12 protein-coding genes are annotated in these 15,857 nt (G+C 59.6%); 2 read left to right on the forward strand and 10 right to left on the reverse strand.

Annotation, left to right across the window (positions count from 1 at the left end; translation table 11 throughout):
* Positions 1-2: 2 nt before the first annotated feature.
* Complete coding sequence (locus AOA60_RS27785; RefSeq protein WP_027604862.1) at positions 3-719, reverse strand: ABC transporter permease; 717 nt, start codon at positions 717-719, stop codon at positions 3-5.
* Positions 720-1,050: 331 nt separating this feature from the next.
* On the opposite strand from AOA60_RS27785, the gene AOA60_RS27790 reads away from it, so the two are divergent.
* Together AOA60_RS27790 and AOA60_RS27795 are read left to right on the forward strand one after the other, a co-directional pair.
* Positions 1,051-2,634 (forward strand): peptide chain release factor 3, encoded by a 1,584-nt coding sequence (locus AOA60_RS27790; protein WP_099587071.1) that lies wholly within the window; start codon positions 1,051-1,053, stop codon positions 2,632-2,634.
* 133 nt (positions 2,635-2,767) lie between these two features.
* Positions 2,768-3,013, forward strand: a complete 246-nt coding sequence (locus AOA60_RS27795) for a hypothetical protein (protein ID WP_099587072.1) — start codon at positions 2,768-2,770, stop codon at positions 3,011-3,013.
* A 155-nt stretch (positions 3,014-3,168) separates the two neighbouring features.
* Here AOA60_RS27795 and AOA60_RS27800 read toward each other — a convergent pair whose 3' ends face one another.
* From AOA60_RS27800 to AOA60_RS27840, 9 genes are all read right to left on the reverse strand, one after another.
* Positions 3,169-4,140, reverse strand: a complete 972-nt coding sequence (locus tag AOA60_RS27800) for a peptide ABC transporter ATP-binding protein (protein ID WP_017530136.1) — start codon at positions 4,138-4,140, stop codon at positions 3,169-3,171.
* Positions 4,140-5,108 carry an ABC transporter ATP-binding protein gene (locus AOA60_RS27805; protein WP_099587073.1) on the reverse strand — a complete coding sequence of 323 codons (969 nt, stop codon included), beginning with the start codon at positions 5,106-5,108 and terminating at the stop codon, positions 4,140-4,142. The genes AOA60_RS27800 and AOA60_RS27805 overlap by 1 nt, the downstream gene beginning before the upstream one ends.
* A gap of 10 nt (positions 5,109-5,118) precedes the next feature.
* Positions 5,119-6,030, reverse strand: a complete 912-nt coding sequence (locus AOA60_RS27810) for an ABC transporter permease subunit (RefSeq protein ID WP_003188486.1) — start codon at positions 6,028-6,030, stop codon at positions 5,119-5,121.
* Positions 6,031-6,040: 10 nt separating this feature from the next.
* On the reverse strand, positions 6,041-7,051 hold the full coding sequence (locus AOA60_RS27815; protein ID WP_003171721.1) for an ABC transporter permease subunit: 1,011 nt from the start codon (positions 7,049-7,051) through the stop codon (positions 6,041-6,043).
* A gap of 76 nt (positions 7,052-7,127) precedes the next feature.
* Positions 7,128-8,726 carry an ABC transporter substrate-binding protein gene (locus AOA60_RS27820; RefSeq protein ID WP_099587074.1) on the reverse strand — a complete coding sequence of 533 codons (1,599 nt, stop codon included), beginning with the start codon at positions 8,724-8,726 and terminating at the stop codon, positions 7,128-7,130.
* Between the two features lie 79 nt (positions 8,727-8,805).
* Positions 8,806-10,221, reverse strand: coding sequence for an OprD family outer membrane porin (locus tag AOA60_RS27825; protein ID WP_099587075.1), 1,416 nt, complete (start codon positions 10,219-10,221; stop codon positions 8,806-8,808).
* Positions 10,222-10,391: 170 nt separating this feature from the next.
* Positions 10,392-11,996, reverse strand: coding sequence for an ABC transporter substrate-binding protein (locus tag AOA60_RS27830; protein WP_099587076.1), 1,605 nt, complete (start codon positions 11,994-11,996; stop codon positions 10,392-10,394).
* A 304-nt stretch (positions 11,997-12,300) separates the two neighbouring features.
* Complete coding sequence (locus tag AOA60_RS27835) at positions 12,301-13,929, reverse strand: ABC transporter substrate-binding protein (protein ID WP_099587077.1); 1,629 nt, start codon at positions 13,927-13,929, stop codon at positions 12,301-12,303.
* A gap of 258 nt (positions 13,930-14,187) precedes the next feature.
* Positions 14,188-15,789, reverse strand: a complete 1,602-nt coding sequence (locus AOA60_RS27840; protein WP_099587078.1) for an ABC transporter substrate-binding protein — start codon at positions 15,787-15,789, stop codon at positions 14,188-14,190.
* Positions 15,790-15,857 lie beyond the last annotated feature (68 nt).

A 15,857-nucleotide genomic window follows, 5' to 3' on the forward strand; every position in this document is an offset into this window, starting at 1 on the left:
CCTTAAGACGGACGCAACCCGCGTTCCAGCCAGAGGCGGCTGGCCATGGTCACCAGACCGTCGAGCAGCAATGCCAGCAACGCGGTGCACGCGGCGCCGAGCAGCAATTGCGGCTGATTGTTCAGGGCGATGCCGGGGAAGATCAGGCTGCCCAGGCTGTTGGCGCCGATCAGGAACGCCAGCGGTGCAGTACCCACGTTGATCGCCAGGGCCACGCGCACACCGCCGATGATGATTGGCACGGCGTTCGGCAATTCCACACGAAACAGCACCTGGCGCGGCGTCATGCCGATGCCGGTGGCGGCTTCCTTGAGTGAGCCTTGAACGTTTTTGAGGCCCTCGTAGGTGTTGCGCACGATGGGCAGGAGGGAGGCGAGGAACAGCGCGAAGATGGCCGGGCCGCTGCCGATGCCGAGGACGCCGAGGGCGATGGCCAGTACGGCCAGGGGCGGGACGGTGTTGCCGATGTTGAAGATCTGCATGAAGCGTTCTGCACGCCCGACCATGTTTGGTCGGCTGAGCAGGATACCGGCAGGGATGCCCACAACGAGGGCCGCCAGCATGGAGACTAGAACGAGGATCAGGTGTGCTTGCAGGTAAAACAACAAATCGTCGCGGTACAGTTCGATCGTGTTGATGCCGATCCAGTGGACCAGCAGGGCCAGGAGCGCGACGACAACCACGCCTCCTATCAGCCCTTTGCCATAGCGAATAGCCACAGGCGGACTCCTTTTTTCTTTTGTCGGCGAACACATTTCCGAGCGGCAATGCCATTCCTGGCTGTCGGCAAATGTGGTCGCGAAAAGCAGCTCGCCAATACCGGCAACGCGGTATCAAATCGAGCCATGAGCGCAGCCTCGTCAGGCTAACTTGCTGATTTATCAGCCCCTGTTCCGAGTGCGGTAGCAGGGGAGTGGACGTCTCTACCTTTTAAAAGGTTCCATACTTGGCAGCATTTAGCCACCCCCAATCGGGTGAACGGTGGTCCGGCCCCCGGGGTTTGCGCTATACTCGCCGCCCTTTTTTGACTCACCTGCCAGGCGATTTCCCATGACCCACCAGGCCGCCGAAGTCGCGAAACGCCGCACTTTCGCCATTATTTCCCACCCCGATGCCGGTAAAACCACCATCACCGAGAAGCTCCTGCTGATGGGCAAGGCAATCGCGGTGGCCGGCACGGTGAAATCCCGCAAATCCGACCGCCATGCCACCTCCGACTGGATGGAGATGGAGAAGCAACGGGGTATTTCCATTACCACGTCGGTCATGCAGTTCCCGTATCGCGACCATATGGTCAACCTGCTCGACACCCCGGGCCACGAAGACTTCTCCGAAGACACCTATCGCACCCTGACGGCGGTGGACTCGGCCTTGATGGTCCTCGACGGCGGTAAAGGCGTCGAGCCACGGACCATCGCGCTGATGGACGTGTGCCGCCTGCGTGACACGCCGATCGTGAGCTTCATCAACAAACTCGACCGCGACATCCGCGACCCCATCGAGTTGCTGGATGAAATCGAAGCGGTCCTGAAGATCAAGGCCGCGCCGATCACCTGGCCGATTGGTTGCTATCGCGATTTCAAGGGCGTGTACCACCTGGCCGAGGACTACATCATTGTCTACACCGCCGGCCACGGTCACGAACGCACCGATGTGAAAATCATCGAGAAGCTCGACTCGGACGAAGCCCGCGCCCACTTGGGTGACGAGTACGACCGTTTTGTCGATCAGCTTGAACTGGTGCAGGGCGCCTGCCATGAGTTCAACCAGCAGGAATTCCTCGACGGCCAACTGACCCCGGTGTTCTTCGGGACCGCGCTGGGCAACTTCGGTGTCGACCACGTACTTGATGCTGTCGTGAACTGGGCGCCAAAGCCCCTGGCCCGTGTGGCAAACGAGCGTACGGTTGAGCCGGTCGAAGAGAAATTTACCGGCTTCGTGTTCAAGATCCAGGCGAACATGGACCCCAAGCACCGCGACCGTATCGCCTTCATGCGTATCTGCTCCGGCAAATACGAAAAAGGCATGAAGATGCGCCACGTGCGCACCGGCAAGGACGTGCGCATCGGCGACGCCCTGACGTTCTTTTCCTCCGAGCGTGAACAGCTCGAAGAAGCCTACGCCGGCGACATCATCGGCCTGCACAACCACGGCACCATCCAGATCGGCGACACCTTCACCGAAGGCGAAGCGCTGGGCTTCACCGGCATCCCGCACTTCGCCCCGGAACTGTTCCGCCGCGTACGCCTGCGCGACCCGCTCAAATCCAAGCAACTGCGCCAGGGCTTGCAGCAGTTGGCGGAAGAGGGCGCCACCCAGGTGTTCTTCCCCGAGCGCAGCAACGACATCATCCTCGGCGCCGTCGGTGTGCTGCAGTTCGATGTGGTGGCCAGCCGCCTGAAAGAGGAATACAAGGTCGAATGCTCGTATGAGCCGATCACCGTGTACTCCGCGCGTTGGATCGATTGCAGCGATAAGAAGAAGTTGGAAGAGTTCTCCAACAAGGCTGTGGAAAACCTGGCAGTCGACGGCGGCGGTCACCTGACCTACCTGGCGCCGACACGGGTGAACCTGGCGCTGATGGAAGAGCGTTGGCCGGATGTGAAATTCCGTGCGACCCGCGAACACCATTAATTCCTGAGCGTCGCAGAAAAAGTGTGGGAGGGGCTTGCCCCCTCCCACACTTTTTTTTGCATAAGGCTGGGGAATTGGCGAGAACCCTGCATCGGGTCTAGCGTTTACGCACCGACTATAGAAGGAGACCACCGTGCGAAACGCTCAACGCGCCATCCCCCTGGTGTTGCTCGTAGCCTTGGGACTGACGGCTCTTCCGGTAATGGCGGGCTCAGGCTCCCCCCAATGGAAGGACACCGGCCCGGTCACCAAGAAAAAACAGAACGAGGTCAACTCCGGCAGTTGGCAGCCGCAACCGCAGCCCACGGACGAGCAAGATCCGGAAAACCCCCTCAACGAGGGCGAAGCCAGCGACACCTACGACGACGGTGACACCTGAGTCGCCAAAAAGAAAACCCCTCCTGCCAGGCTGATGCGCAACCTGGCGGGAAGGGCTGTAGAACGCGTTATCACTCCAATGTAATGCCCCGGTAGCAGCTGCCGAGCGCAAGCGAGGCTGCGTTGGCGCCCCCGCGGATCTGCGGGGGGGTTTACTCAAGCGACGAACTGCTCCGCGTAGTGGCACGCCACCTGCCGGTTATCCAAGGCGCGCAACTGCGGCTCCTCAGTGCTGCAGCGTGCCGTCGCATACGGGCAGCGCTTGTGGAATGCGCAACCCGACGGCGGGTTCAGTGGATTGGGCAACTCGCCGACGATTTTGATCTTCGGTTTGTTCGGATCCGGATGAATGGTCGGGGTGGCCGACAGCAGCGCCTGGGTGTACGGGTGCAGCGGGCGCGCATAGATGTCTTCCTTCGGGCCCACTTCCACCGGGCGGCCGAGGTACATCACCATCACGTCATCGGCAACGTGCTGCACCACCGCCAGGTTGTGGGAAATGAACACGTAGGCCGTGTTGAATTCCTGCTGCAGATCCATGAACAGGTTCAGCACCTGCGCCTGGATCGACACGTCCAGCGCCGAGGTCGGTTCGTCCGCCACCAGCACTTTGGGTTGCAGCATCATGGCGCGGGCCAGGGCGATGCGCTGGCGCTGACCACCGGAGAACATGTGCGGGTAGCGCTGATAATGCTCAGGGCGCAGGCCCACTTGCTTCATCATCGCCTGCACTTTCTCGCGGCGTTCGGCGGCGGACAGGTTGGTGTTGATCAACAGCGGCTCGCCAAGTTGATCGCCGACTTTCTGGCGTGGGTTCAACGAGGCGTACGGGCTCTGGAACACCATCTGCACGTCTTTGCGCAGTTGCTTGCGCTGGGCCTTGTCGGCGCCGGCGACTTCCTGGCCGGCGATTTTCAGCGAGCCGGACGACGGCTCTTCAATCAGTGTCAGCGCTCGGGCCAGGGTGGATTTTCCGCAACCCGACTCGCCCACAACGGCGAGGGTCTTGCCGGCTTCCAGTTCGAACGACACACCATTGAGCGCGCGCACCAGGGCGTGGCCCTTGAACAGGCCACGGGACACTTCGTAGTGACGGGTGAGGTCGCGGGCGGTAAGAACGACGGCCATTACGCCACCTCCTGGTTCAAGGGGTAGAAGCAGCGCGCAAGGCTGTTGCTTTTCGGGTCAAGGCCGGGACGCTGGGCGCGGCAGGATTCCTGCACATACGGGCAACGCGGCGACAGCAGGCAGCCCTGTGGGCGGTCATAGCGGCCGGGCACTATACCCGGCAGCGTGGCCAGGCGCGTGGCGCCGAGGCTGTGTTCCGGGATCGCCTTGAGCAATGCTTCGCTGTAAGGGTGCGCCGGAATATCGAACAGTTGCGGCACCTGGCCGACTTCCACCGCTTGGCCTGCGTACATCACGCACACGCGCTGGGCGGTTTCCGCCACGACGGCAAGGTCGTGGGTGATCAGCACCAGGCCCATGTTCTGTTCTTTTTGCAGGGCCAGCAGCAGCTCCATGATTTGCGCCTGGATGGTCACGTCCAGTGCAGTGGTCGGCTCATCCGCGATCAGCAGTTTCGGCTCGCCGGCAATGGCCATGGCGATTGCCACGCGCTGGCTCATGCCACCGGACAGTTGGTGCGGGTAGGCATCCATACGGCTGGCCGCACCTGGGATTTCTACTTTTTCGAGCAGTTCGATGGCGCGCTTGCGCGCTTGCTTGCCGGACATTTTCAGGTGCAGGCGCAGCACTTCTTCGATCTGGAAACCCACGGTGTAGCTGGGGTTCAGTGCGGTCATCGGGTCCTGGAATACCATCGCCAGGTCTTTGCCGACAATCTTGCGGCGCTGGCGGTTGCTCAGCTTGAGCATGTCCTTGCCGTCGAAGTTCAGGGCGTCGGCGGTGACGATGCCGGGGTGCTCGATCAGGCCCATCAGCGCCATCATGGTCACGGATTTACCCGAGCCGGACTCGCCAACGATCGCCAGGACTTCGCCCTTGTCGACCGAAATGTCGAGGCCATCGACCACCGGCACGGCGGTCTTGTCGCCGAAGCGGACGTTGAGATTCTTGATTTCTAACAGTGACATGGGAATCTCCTCAGGCGGCGTTCTTGAGTTTCGGGTCCAGCGCATCGCGCAGGCCGTCACCCATCAAGTTGATTGCCAGCACGCTGAGCAAAATGGTCAAACCAGGCAAGCTCACCACCCACCAGGCGCGTTCGATGTAGTCACGGGCCGAAGCCAGCATGGTGCCCCACTCAGGGGTTGGCGGTTGAACGCCCAGACCGAGGAAGCCCAACGCGGCGGCATCGAGAATCGCCGAAGAGAAACTCAAGGTGGCCTGCACGATCAGCGGCGCCATGCAGTTGGGCAGCACGGTGATGAACATCAGGCGTGGCAGGCCGGCGCCGGCGAGGCGGGCGGCAGTCACGTAGTCACGGTTGAGTTCGCCCATCACCGCCGCGCGGGTCAGACGCACATAGGACGGCAACGACACGATAGCGATGGCGATCACGGTGTTGATCAGGCCAGGGCCGAGGATTGCGACAATGGCAACGGCCAGCAGCAACGAGGGCAGGGCCAGCATGATGTCCATCAGGCGCATGATGGTTGGGCCAAGCAGGCGCGGGAAGAACCCGGCGAACAGACCCAACAGGATGCCCGGGATCAGCGACATCACCACCGACGACAAACCGATCAGCAGCGACAGGCGCGAGCCCTGGATCAGGCGCGAGAGCAGGTCACGGCCCAACTCGTCGGTGCCGAGCAGGAACTGCATCTGCCCGCCTTCCAGCCAGGCCGGCGGGGTGAGCAGGAAGTCGCGGTATTGCTCGCTCGGGTTATGCGGGGCCACCCACGGCGCGAAGATCGCGCAGAACACGATCAGCAACATGAACAGCAGGCCGGCAACCGCGCCTTTGTTCTTGGAGAAGGCTTGCCAGAATTCTTTGTACGGGGACGGGTACAGCAGGCTTTGATCGACTGCTGACACTTGAGTAGGTGTGGTCATGGTCATGATCTCAGCGCTGGTGACGGATACGTGGGTTGGCGAAGCCGTAGAGGATATCCACCACGAAGTTCACCAGGATCACCAGGCAGGCGATCAACAGGATGCCGTTTTGCACCACCGGGTAGTCCCGCGCGCCGATGGCTTCGATCAGCCATTTGCCGATGCCGGGCCACGAGAAGATGGTTTCGGTCAGGACCGCACCGGCCAGCAGGGTGCCGACTTGCAGGCCGACCACCGTGAGCACCGGGATCAGCGCGTTACGCAGGCCGTGTACGAATACCACGCGCGCCGGCGACAGGCCTTTGGCCTTGGCAGTACGGATGTAGTCTTCACGCAGCACTTCGAGCATGGATGAACGGGTCATCCGTGCGATCACTGCCAGCGGGATGGTGCCGAGCACGATGGCCGGCAGGATCAAGTGGTGCAGCGCATCCCAGAATGCATCCGGCTCGTCAGCCAGCAGGGTATCGATCAGCATGAAGCCGGTGCGCGGCTCGATGTCGTAGAGCAGGTCGATGCGCCCGGAAACCGGGGTCCAGCCCAGGCTCACCGAGAAGAACATGATCAGGATCAGGCCCCACCAGAAGATCGGCATCGAATAGCCCGCGAGGGAGATGCCCATCACCCCGTGGTCGAACAGGGATCCTCGCTTGAGTGCCGCGATCACCCCGGCCAACAGGCCCAGGATACCGGCGAACAACAGGGCGGCCATGGACAGTTCCAGGGTCGCCGGGAAAAGGGCGGTGAATTCGGTCCACACGCTGGTACGGGTACGCAGCGATTCGCCAAGGTCGCCCTGGGCGAGCTTGCCGACATAGTCCAGGTATTGCGCATACAACGGCTTGTTAAGGCCAAGGCGCTCCATTGCCTGTGCGTGCATCTCGGGGTCGACGCGCCGCTCGCCCATCATGACTTCGACGGGGTCGCCAGGGATCATGCGAATCAACGCAAACGTGAGCAACGTGATGCCGAAAAACGTGGGGATCAATAACCCCAGTCGGCGGGCAATAAAACTAAACATCTTGTTGTGTACCTCAATCAGCCGGTTAGGCAGGTTCGGCACCGTCCCAGTGGGCGGTGCCGAGCGTTTCTCTTATTTACTTCACCTGGGTGGTGGCGAAGTTATTTGTACCCAGAGGGCTTTGGGTAAAGCCTTCTACGTTCTTGCGCATGGCGGTGAACAGTTTCGGGTAAGCCATGGGGAGCCATGGTTGGTCTTTTTCGAAAACGTCCTGTGCTTGTTCATAGAGCGCAGCCCGAGCCGCGGGTTCATCAATTGCGCGGGCTTTGTCGATCAGGGCCTGAAACTCTTTGTTACACCAGCGGGCGTAGTTTTCGCCGTTTTTCGCAGCGTCGCAACTCAGGTTGGGCGTAAGGAAGTTGTCCGGGTCGCCGTTATCGCCGACCCAGCCAGCCGAGACCATGTCGTGCTCGCCGTTTTTAGCGCGCTTGAGCATCTCGCCCCATTCCATGACTTTGATATTGACCTTCAGGCCAACCTGCGCCAGATCCGCCTGCATGCGCTGGGCGCCGAGCATCGGGTTGGGGTTGGTCGGGCCGCCGCCGTTACGGGTGAACAGGGTGAATTCGGTGCCTTCCGGTACGCCGGCTTCCTTGAGCAGGGCGCGGGCCTTGTCGAGGTCACGGGGCGGGTTTTTCAGGTTGGTGTTGAACCCCAGCAACGTCGGTGGATAAGGGCCGGTGCCCACCACGGCATTGCCTTTGCCGAACAGCGCTTCGGTATAGCCGGCCTTGTCGAATGCGATGTTGATCGCGTGGCGGACCCGTGCATCGCTCATGTACTTATGGGTGGTGTTCATGGCGGTGTAGCTGGTGGTCATCGCCGCCAGTTCGTCGACCTTGAGGTTCGGGTCCTTGCGGATGCTTGGAATGTCATCGGGCTTGGGGAACAGCGCGATCTGGCATTCGTTGGCCTTGAGCTTCTGCAGGCGCACATTGTTGTCTGTGGTGACCGCCAGGATCAGCGGATCGGCCGCCGGCTTGCCACGGAAATACTCCGGGTTGGCCTTGAAGCGTACCTGGGCGTCCTTCGCGTAGCGCGTGAAGATGAACGGCCCGGTGCCGATCGGCTTGGCGTTCAGGTCATCGGTCTTGCCGGATTTGAGCAACTGGTCGGCGTATTCGGCGGAATGGATCGACGAGAACGCCATGCCCAGGTCGGCCAGAAACGGTGCTTCAGGACGGGTCAGGGTAAAGACGACGGTGTGATCGTCAGTCTTCTCTACGCTCTTGAGCAGTTCCTTGAAACCCATGCTTTCAAAGTAGGGGTAGCCCACGACGGACTTGTTGTGCCACGGGTGTTTCGGGTCCAGCTGGCGCTGGAAGCTCCACAGCACGTCGTCGGCATTCAGGTTGCGCGTGGGTTTGAAGTAGTCGGTGGTGTGGAACTTGATGTCTTCACGCAGGTGGAACGTGTAGGTCAGGCCATCGGCGCTGATCTCTGGCAGGTCTTTGGCCAGTGCAGGCACTACTTCGGTGGTGCCGGGCTTGAAGTCCACCAAACGGTTGAACATGGTTTCAGCGGCGGCATCGGCGGTGACGGCGGTGGTGTACAGGACCGGGTCAAAACCCTCCGGGCTGGCTTCGGTGCAGACCACCAGCGGTTTGGCTGAAATGCCGACAGCCACGCTCAACAGCGCGGCAGCCATGGCGGCTTGTAGCGGTAGCATTTTCATTCAGAGCCCTCTGCAATCGATGGACCAGACAAGCGTAGACGGCGGGCTCGTCCTGAGCCCGCCGTCTACCTGGCGCTAGTTAAAGAATGTTGAATGGAATGGTGGTGACCAGGCGGAATTCGCGCAGGTTGCCGTCAGACTGGTTCTCGCTGGCGCGGTGCGTCACGTAGGTGGCGCGAACGGTAGTGGCTTTCAGAGGACCGCTCTGGATCGCATAGGAAGAACCAATGCCGTATTCCTGGTGGTGTTCGCCGTTCTGGGACTGAATGCCGTTGTAGGCGAAGTCTTTCACACCGTTGTCACCACGGTAGTGAGTACCGTCGATGCCCCAGCCGCGAGCCGAGTAGATGTTGAACTTCAGACCTGGAACGCCGTATTCGGCCATGTTGATGCCGTAGGCAACCTGGAAGGATTTCTCGTTCGGACCGTTGAAGTCAGAAGTCAGGGAGTTCGCCAAGTAGATGCCGTTCGTTTCGTGCAGGTAGTCGAAGTACTCGTTACCGTTCACTTCCTGGTACGAGAAGGTCAGGCTGTGAGCCTGGTGAGTCAGGCCGAGCGACAGCGAGTAAGTATCGTTGTCGATGTCGCCCATCAACTTTTTGCCTTCGTCGACGGTCTTGTAGTAGTTCAAGCCGGTAGTCAGGCTCAGTACTTGGCTATCGCCCAGTTCATGGGTAGCGCCGAAGTAGTACTGGTTCCAGAAGTCTTTGACGTTGGCGGCGAAGACGCTGGTTTTCAGGCTTTTCAGTGGCTGATAGTTGAAGCCCAGGGTGTAGACCTTGTCGGTCTCAACGCCGCTGCTGCTGTACTCGCTGCGGAATTTCGACAGGCTTTGTTCAGTACGCGGCGAAACGCGGTCAAACACGCCACCCTGGAACGACAGGTTGCTGAACTCTTCGCTGTTGAAGCTCACACCTTCAAAGCTCGAAGGCAGCGCACGGTTGCCGATGGTGTCCATGATGCCGCTGCTGAAGTTCTGGCGACCGGCGGTCAGGGTCGTGTTCGAAACACGGAATTTGACGTTAGCCAGGCCCAATTTGCTCCATTGGCCTACGGCGTCACCGTAAGTGTGGGCCAGTGTGCGGTTGGAACCGCCAGCGATGTCTTTTTGATCATCGATCAGCGCGATGTAGTTGTAGGCCGCCACTTCGGTGCTCACGCCAACAGTGCCTTGGGTGAAACCCGAGGTGTAGTTGAGGATGGTGCCTTGGGCCCAGTTATAGCGGCGAGAAACGTTGGTTTTTACATCTGCGGCTTTATCGGCGGCATTTTTGTAATAGCCAAACTTCTGACCACGAAACTTCATTTCGTTGGAGTACCAGTTACGCGTGGTACCGCCCAGGCTTTGACCGTCGATAAAACCTTTGGCCTCGCTTTGGGCGCTGGCGCCGGCCAGTGTGGTCGGAACGAAGTCCTGGCTGACGGGCTCAGCATAGGCGGTAGCCGTGATGCTGCTGATGGCCAGGGCCAGAAGCGCTTTGCTGCTCAGTTTCATGGGTGAAGCTCCTTTGGTTCTCTTTTTTATGCCGGTCTTTTTAGGTGAACCGACTATTGGTGTGTAACTCGTTCAGGCACTTGCAAACGTTTGCCGTAGGAAATTTCCCAATAAATGGCTGCACGTTTGCCGGAGAGCTGACTTCGCTCTCCTGCAATCCGGTTATTTTCTTATGGGGTAATACTGACGCCCGAGAACACGTTGCGGCCGAAGGGGCTCACTTTGAAACCTTCGACTTTGGTGCTTAACGGCTGGTTGACCGTCGAGTGGGCGACAGGCGTGATCGGCACTTGCTGCTTGAGCAACTGCTGCGCCTGTTTGTAGAGAACAGTCCGTTGTTCGCGGTCGGTGACGACCTTGGCTTGCTTGATCAGCTTGTCATACGCCGGGTCACACCACATGGAGTAGTTGTTCCCGCCGATGGCGTCGCAGCTGTAGAGAGTGCCCAGCCAGTTGTCCGGGTCACCGTTGTCGCCGGTCCAGCCGATCAGGCTGATATCGTGCTCACCGTTCTTGGTGCGCTTGATGTACTCGCCCCATTCGTAGCTGACGATCTTCACTTTCAGGCCGATCTTGGCCCAATCGCTCTGCAGCATTTCAGCCATCAGCTTGGCGTTGGGGTTGTACGGCCGTTGCACCGGCATCGCCCACAGGGTGATCTCGGTGCCTTCCTTGACGCCGGCAGCCTTGAGCAGTTCCTTGGCTTTTTCCGGGTTGTAGGCGGCGTCCTTGATGGTGTCGTCGTAGGACCATTGGGTCGGCGGCATGGCGTTGACCGCCAGTTGCCCCGCGCCCTGGTACACGGCGTTCAGGATGCTCTGCTTGTTCACCGCCATGTCCAGCGCCTGGCGCACTTCGAGCTGATCGAAGGGCTTGTGGCGCACGTTGTAGGCGATGTAGCCGAGGTTGAAGCCAGGCTTGGTCAGCAGTTGCAGATTCGGGTCGGCCTTGAGCGCATCGACGTCAGCCGGACGCGGATGCAGGGTCACCTGGCATTCGCCGGCCTTGAGCTTCTGCACCCGCACCGAGGCGTCGGTGTTGATGGCGAAGATCAGTTGATCGAGCTGAACGCGGCTCGGATCCCAGTACTGTTTGTTGCCAACGTAACGGATCTGCGAGTCTTTCTGGTAGCGCTGGAACACGAACGGGCCGGTGCCGATCGGTTTCTGGTTGATGTCGCTGGGCTTGCCGCTCTTGAGCAACTGCTCGGCGTATTCGGCCGACAGGATCGCGGCGAAGCTCATGGCGATGTTTTGCACGAACGCGGCGTCGACCGTGTTCAGGGTCATCACCACGGTGTGTTCGTCGGTTTTCTCGACCTTGGCGATGTTCTTGTTCAGGCTCATCCCGTTGAAGTACGGAAACTCGGTGGGGTAGGCCTTACGGAACGGGTGATCAGGGTCCAGCATGCGGTTGAAGGTGAACAGCACGTCGTCGGCGTTGAAGTCGCGTGTCGGCTTGAACTCCTTGTTGCTGTGGAATTTCACCCCTTCACGCAGGTGGAAGGTGTAGGTCAGGCCGTCTTCGGAAATATCCCACTTGGTGGCCAAGCCAGGCACTACGTTGGTTGCGCCTTTTTCAAACTCGACAAGTCGGTTGTACAGCGGCTCGGCTGCGTCGTTGTCGGTGGCGGTGGTGTATTGCGCTGTGTCAAAACCTGCCGGGCTGCCTTCGGAGCAGAACACCAGGCTCTTCTTGTCGGCGGCGTGACCCATGGTGGCCATGGCCAGCAGGCTGGTGCCAAAAATGGCGGATAGAACGGTGGTATGGCGCATGACGATCCCGATCCTTGTTTGTAGTTGTCATCAGCGAACAATCACCCAAGCGCAAGGCCTGGGGGACAACGCTGATCCCACACACAGCAAGTGCCTTTCCCGAGTTGGAGCCTCTGCTGTCCTACGACGTTATGAGCCGCGGACTTCAGAGTAAATGCGCCAAATCGGATTGACCCTGTAGGCAACGGAGTCAGGTGTCGCGGTTTTTTGCTGTAGGAAGCATCGACTGCGAACGTGCTCATTTTCCTAAGGGCCAGGCGGATGCAATAACGGCGACGTTATGAAACGTCGCCGTCAATGGTCCTTACTTGCCGCTGACGCTCACGCCGTAGAAGGAGTTCAAGCCAAACGGGCTGATCTTGAAGTCCTGCACGGTGTTGCGCATGGGTTGATACACCGTCGAGTGCGCGATAGGTGTCATCGGGACTGCATCTTTGAGGATATGTTGCGCCTGCTTGTACAGCTCGGTGCGTTTGGCGACATCCGATGTGGCCTTGGCTTCTTTCACGACGCCGTCGAATTTCTTGTCGCACCACTTGGAGAAGTTGTTGCCGGACAGGGAATCGCAGCCGAACAGCACGTTCAGCCAGTTGTCCGGGTCACCATTGTCGCCGCTCCAGCCAATGATCATGGCCTGGTTCTCGCCGCCTTTGGAACGCTTGATGTACTCGCCCCACTCGTAGCTGGTGATCTTGACCTTCAGGCCGATCTTGGACCAGTCGTTCTGCAGCATCTCAGCCATCAGTTTGGCGTTCGGGTTGTACGGACGCTGAACCGGCATGGCCCACAGCACGATCTCGGTGCCTTCCTTGACGCCCGCTTCCTTGAGCAGCGCCTTGGCTTTCTCGGGGTTGTAGGCGGCGTCCTTGATGGTGGTGTCGTAGGACCATTGGGTCGGCGGCATGGCGTTGACGGCCAGTTGGCCGGCGCCTTGGTACACGGAGTCGATGATCTGCTGCTTGTTCACCGACATGTCCAGCGCCTGGCGCACGCGCAGGTCAGCCAGCGGGTTGGGCTGGTCGCTGCCCTTGACCTTGTCCATGACGTTGTAGGCCACATAACCCAGGTTGAAACCGGCCTGGTTCGGCAGTTTCAGGTCCTTGTCTTCGCCCAGCGCCTTGAGGTCGGCCGGACGAGGGAACAGGGTGATCTGGCATTCGTTTTTCTTGAGCTTCTGGATACGCACCGACGGGTCGGTGGTGATGGCGAAGATCAGGTTGTCGATCTTCACGTCTTCAGGTTTCCAGTAGTCCTTGTTGCCGGTGTAGCGAATGTTCGAATCTTTCTGGTAGCTCTTGAACACGAACGGGCCAGTGCCGACCGGCTTCTGGTTGATGTCCTGGGGCGTACCGTTTTTCAGCAACTGGGCGGCATATTCGGCCGACTGGATCGACGCGAAGCTCATCGCCAGGTTCTGGATGAAAGCGGCGTCCACGGTGCCAAGGGTGAACTTGACGGTGTGGGCATCGACTTTCTCGATGTTCTTGATGTTGGTGTCCATCCCCATGTCCGTGAAGTACGGGAACTCAGTGGGGTAGGCCTTACGGAAAGGATCGTCTTTATTGATCATCCGGTTGAAGGTGAACAGCACGTCGTCAGCCGAGAATTCACGAGTCGGCTTGAAGTACGGGGTGGTGTGGAACTTGACGCCTTCGCGCAGGTGGAAGGTGTAGGTCAGGCCATCCGGGGATACGTCCCAGCTGGTGGCCAGGCCAGGAACCACGGCGGTGCCGCCACGTTCGAACTGGCTCAGACGGTTGAACATGGTTTCGGCCGAAGCATCGAAGTCTGTTCCGGTGGTGTACTGGCCTGGATCGAAACCGGCCGGGCTCCCTTCGGAGCAGAACACCAGGTTAGTCGCCGCTTGGGCGAAAGGGGCCGCGGCCATAAGGCCAGCGCTCACTAATAACGGAAGGACTGCGTGTTTAAGCATGTTGGCCTCATGATTTGTTGTCATTTTTGGTGGTGAGGGCGACCTCGTGAGTCGGCCTGCGGATACTTATGCAGGCGCCATACCCATTGCAAGATGCTGAACCACTGCAGGCCGGAAAGAGTGGTACGAACGTACAGGAATGTCGCAATTATGAAACTTTCGACATATTTGTACCTATTTAGAGGGTTTTTTCGGTGCGGATGGCGCACCAAAAAAGCCCAGCCGAGGCGTCTGGCGCACTCGGTTGGGGCGCAGCTGTTACTTATCTAGACTCACGCCGTAGAAGGGCGTCAAGCCGAACGGGCTGATCTTGAAGTCTTTGACTTCCTTGCGCAGGGGTTGGAAAACCGTCGAGTTCGCAATAGGCGTTATAGGTACTTGTTCCTTAAGTATTTTTTGCGCCTGTTGATACCACTTGATGCGCTGCTCGCGGTCGCTGCTGACCTTGGCCTGTTGCACCAGCTTGTCGTAGGCCGGGTTACACCATTTCGCATAGTTGCTGCCCTTGACCGCAGCACAACTGTAGAGCACGCCGAGCCAGTTATCCGGGTCGCCGTTGTCGCCGGTCCAGCCGTAAATCATGGCGTCGTGCTCGCCGTTTTTGGCGCGCTTGATGTACTCGCCCCACTCATAACTGACGATATTGGCCTTGATGCCGACTTTTTCCCAATCCTGCTGGATCATCTGTGCCGACATGCGCGCATTCGGGTTGGACGCACGTTGTACGGTCATGGCCCACAGGTTGATGGTGGTACCGGGTGCAACCCCTGCTTCTTTTAGTAGCGCCCGCGCCTTGGTGGGATCGTAGGGTGCATCCTTGATCGTCGGGTCATAAGACCACTGCGCCGGTGGCAGTGCGTTCTGCGCCAATTGTCCGGCGCTTTGATACACGGCTTTGATGATCGCCGGCTTGTCGATGGCCATGTCCAGGGCCTGGCGCACCTTGAGCTGGTCCAGTGGCGGGGGGGGCACGTTGTAGGCCAGAAAGCCCAAGTTGAAACCGGCTTGTTGCAACACGCGCAGGTTCGGGTCTTGCTTCATCACGTCGATGTCAGCGGGGCGCGGGTAGCCGCTGACCTGGCATTCGCCAGCCTTGAGCTTTTGCAGGCGCGACGCGGCATCCGGGGTGATGGCGAACACCAGGTTGTCGAGCTTCACGTCCTCGGGTTTCCAATACTGTTTATTGGCCACGTAGCGAATCTGCGAGTCTTTCTGGTAGCGCTTGAACACAAACGGCCCGGTGCCCACCGGTTTCTGGTTGATGTCCGAGGCGCTGCCTTGCTTGAGTAACTGCGCGGCATACTCGGCGGACTGCACCGAGGCGAAGCTCATGGCCAGGTTTTGCACGAAGGACGCATCGACGTTGTTCAGGTTGAAACGCACGGTGTGCTCGTCGAGTTTATCGACGCTTTTGATCGTGGTGTTCAGGCCCATGTCTGTGAAGTACGGCGACTCGGAAGGGTAGGCCTTGCGAAACGGGCTCTCGGCATCGAGCAGGCGGTTGAAGGTGAACAGCACGTCGTCGGCATTGAAGTCGCGGGTTGGCGTGAAGAAGTCGGTGGTGTGGAACTTGACGCCTTCGCGCAGGTGGAAGGTATACGTCAGGCCCTCTTTGGAAACGTCCCAACTCGTCGCCAGGCCGGGCTCGACTTCGGTGCCGCCGCGCTTGAACTGGGTCAGGCGGTTGAACACGGTTTCGGCGGACGCATCAAAATCAGTGCCACTGGTGTACTGGCTGGGATCGAAGCCGGCGGGGCTGGCTTCGGAGCAGTAAACCAGGGTGCTGGCCGCGTGGGCCATCGGCATAAAGGCCAGCAGGCCGGCGGCAAGGAGGAGCGGTTTGAAGGCGATTCTTTCCATGGAGACCCCTGAAGTGGCGAGGCAGAAGACTGCCTGAATGCAAACGGCGATAACCCGAGGTTACCGCC

Origin of the sequence: Pseudomonas sp. 2822-17 (assembly GCF_002742485.1) — a bacterium.
GTDB lineage: Bacteria > Pseudomonadota > Gammaproteobacteria > Pseudomonadales > Pseudomonadaceae > Aquipseudomonas > Aquipseudomonas cyclaminis.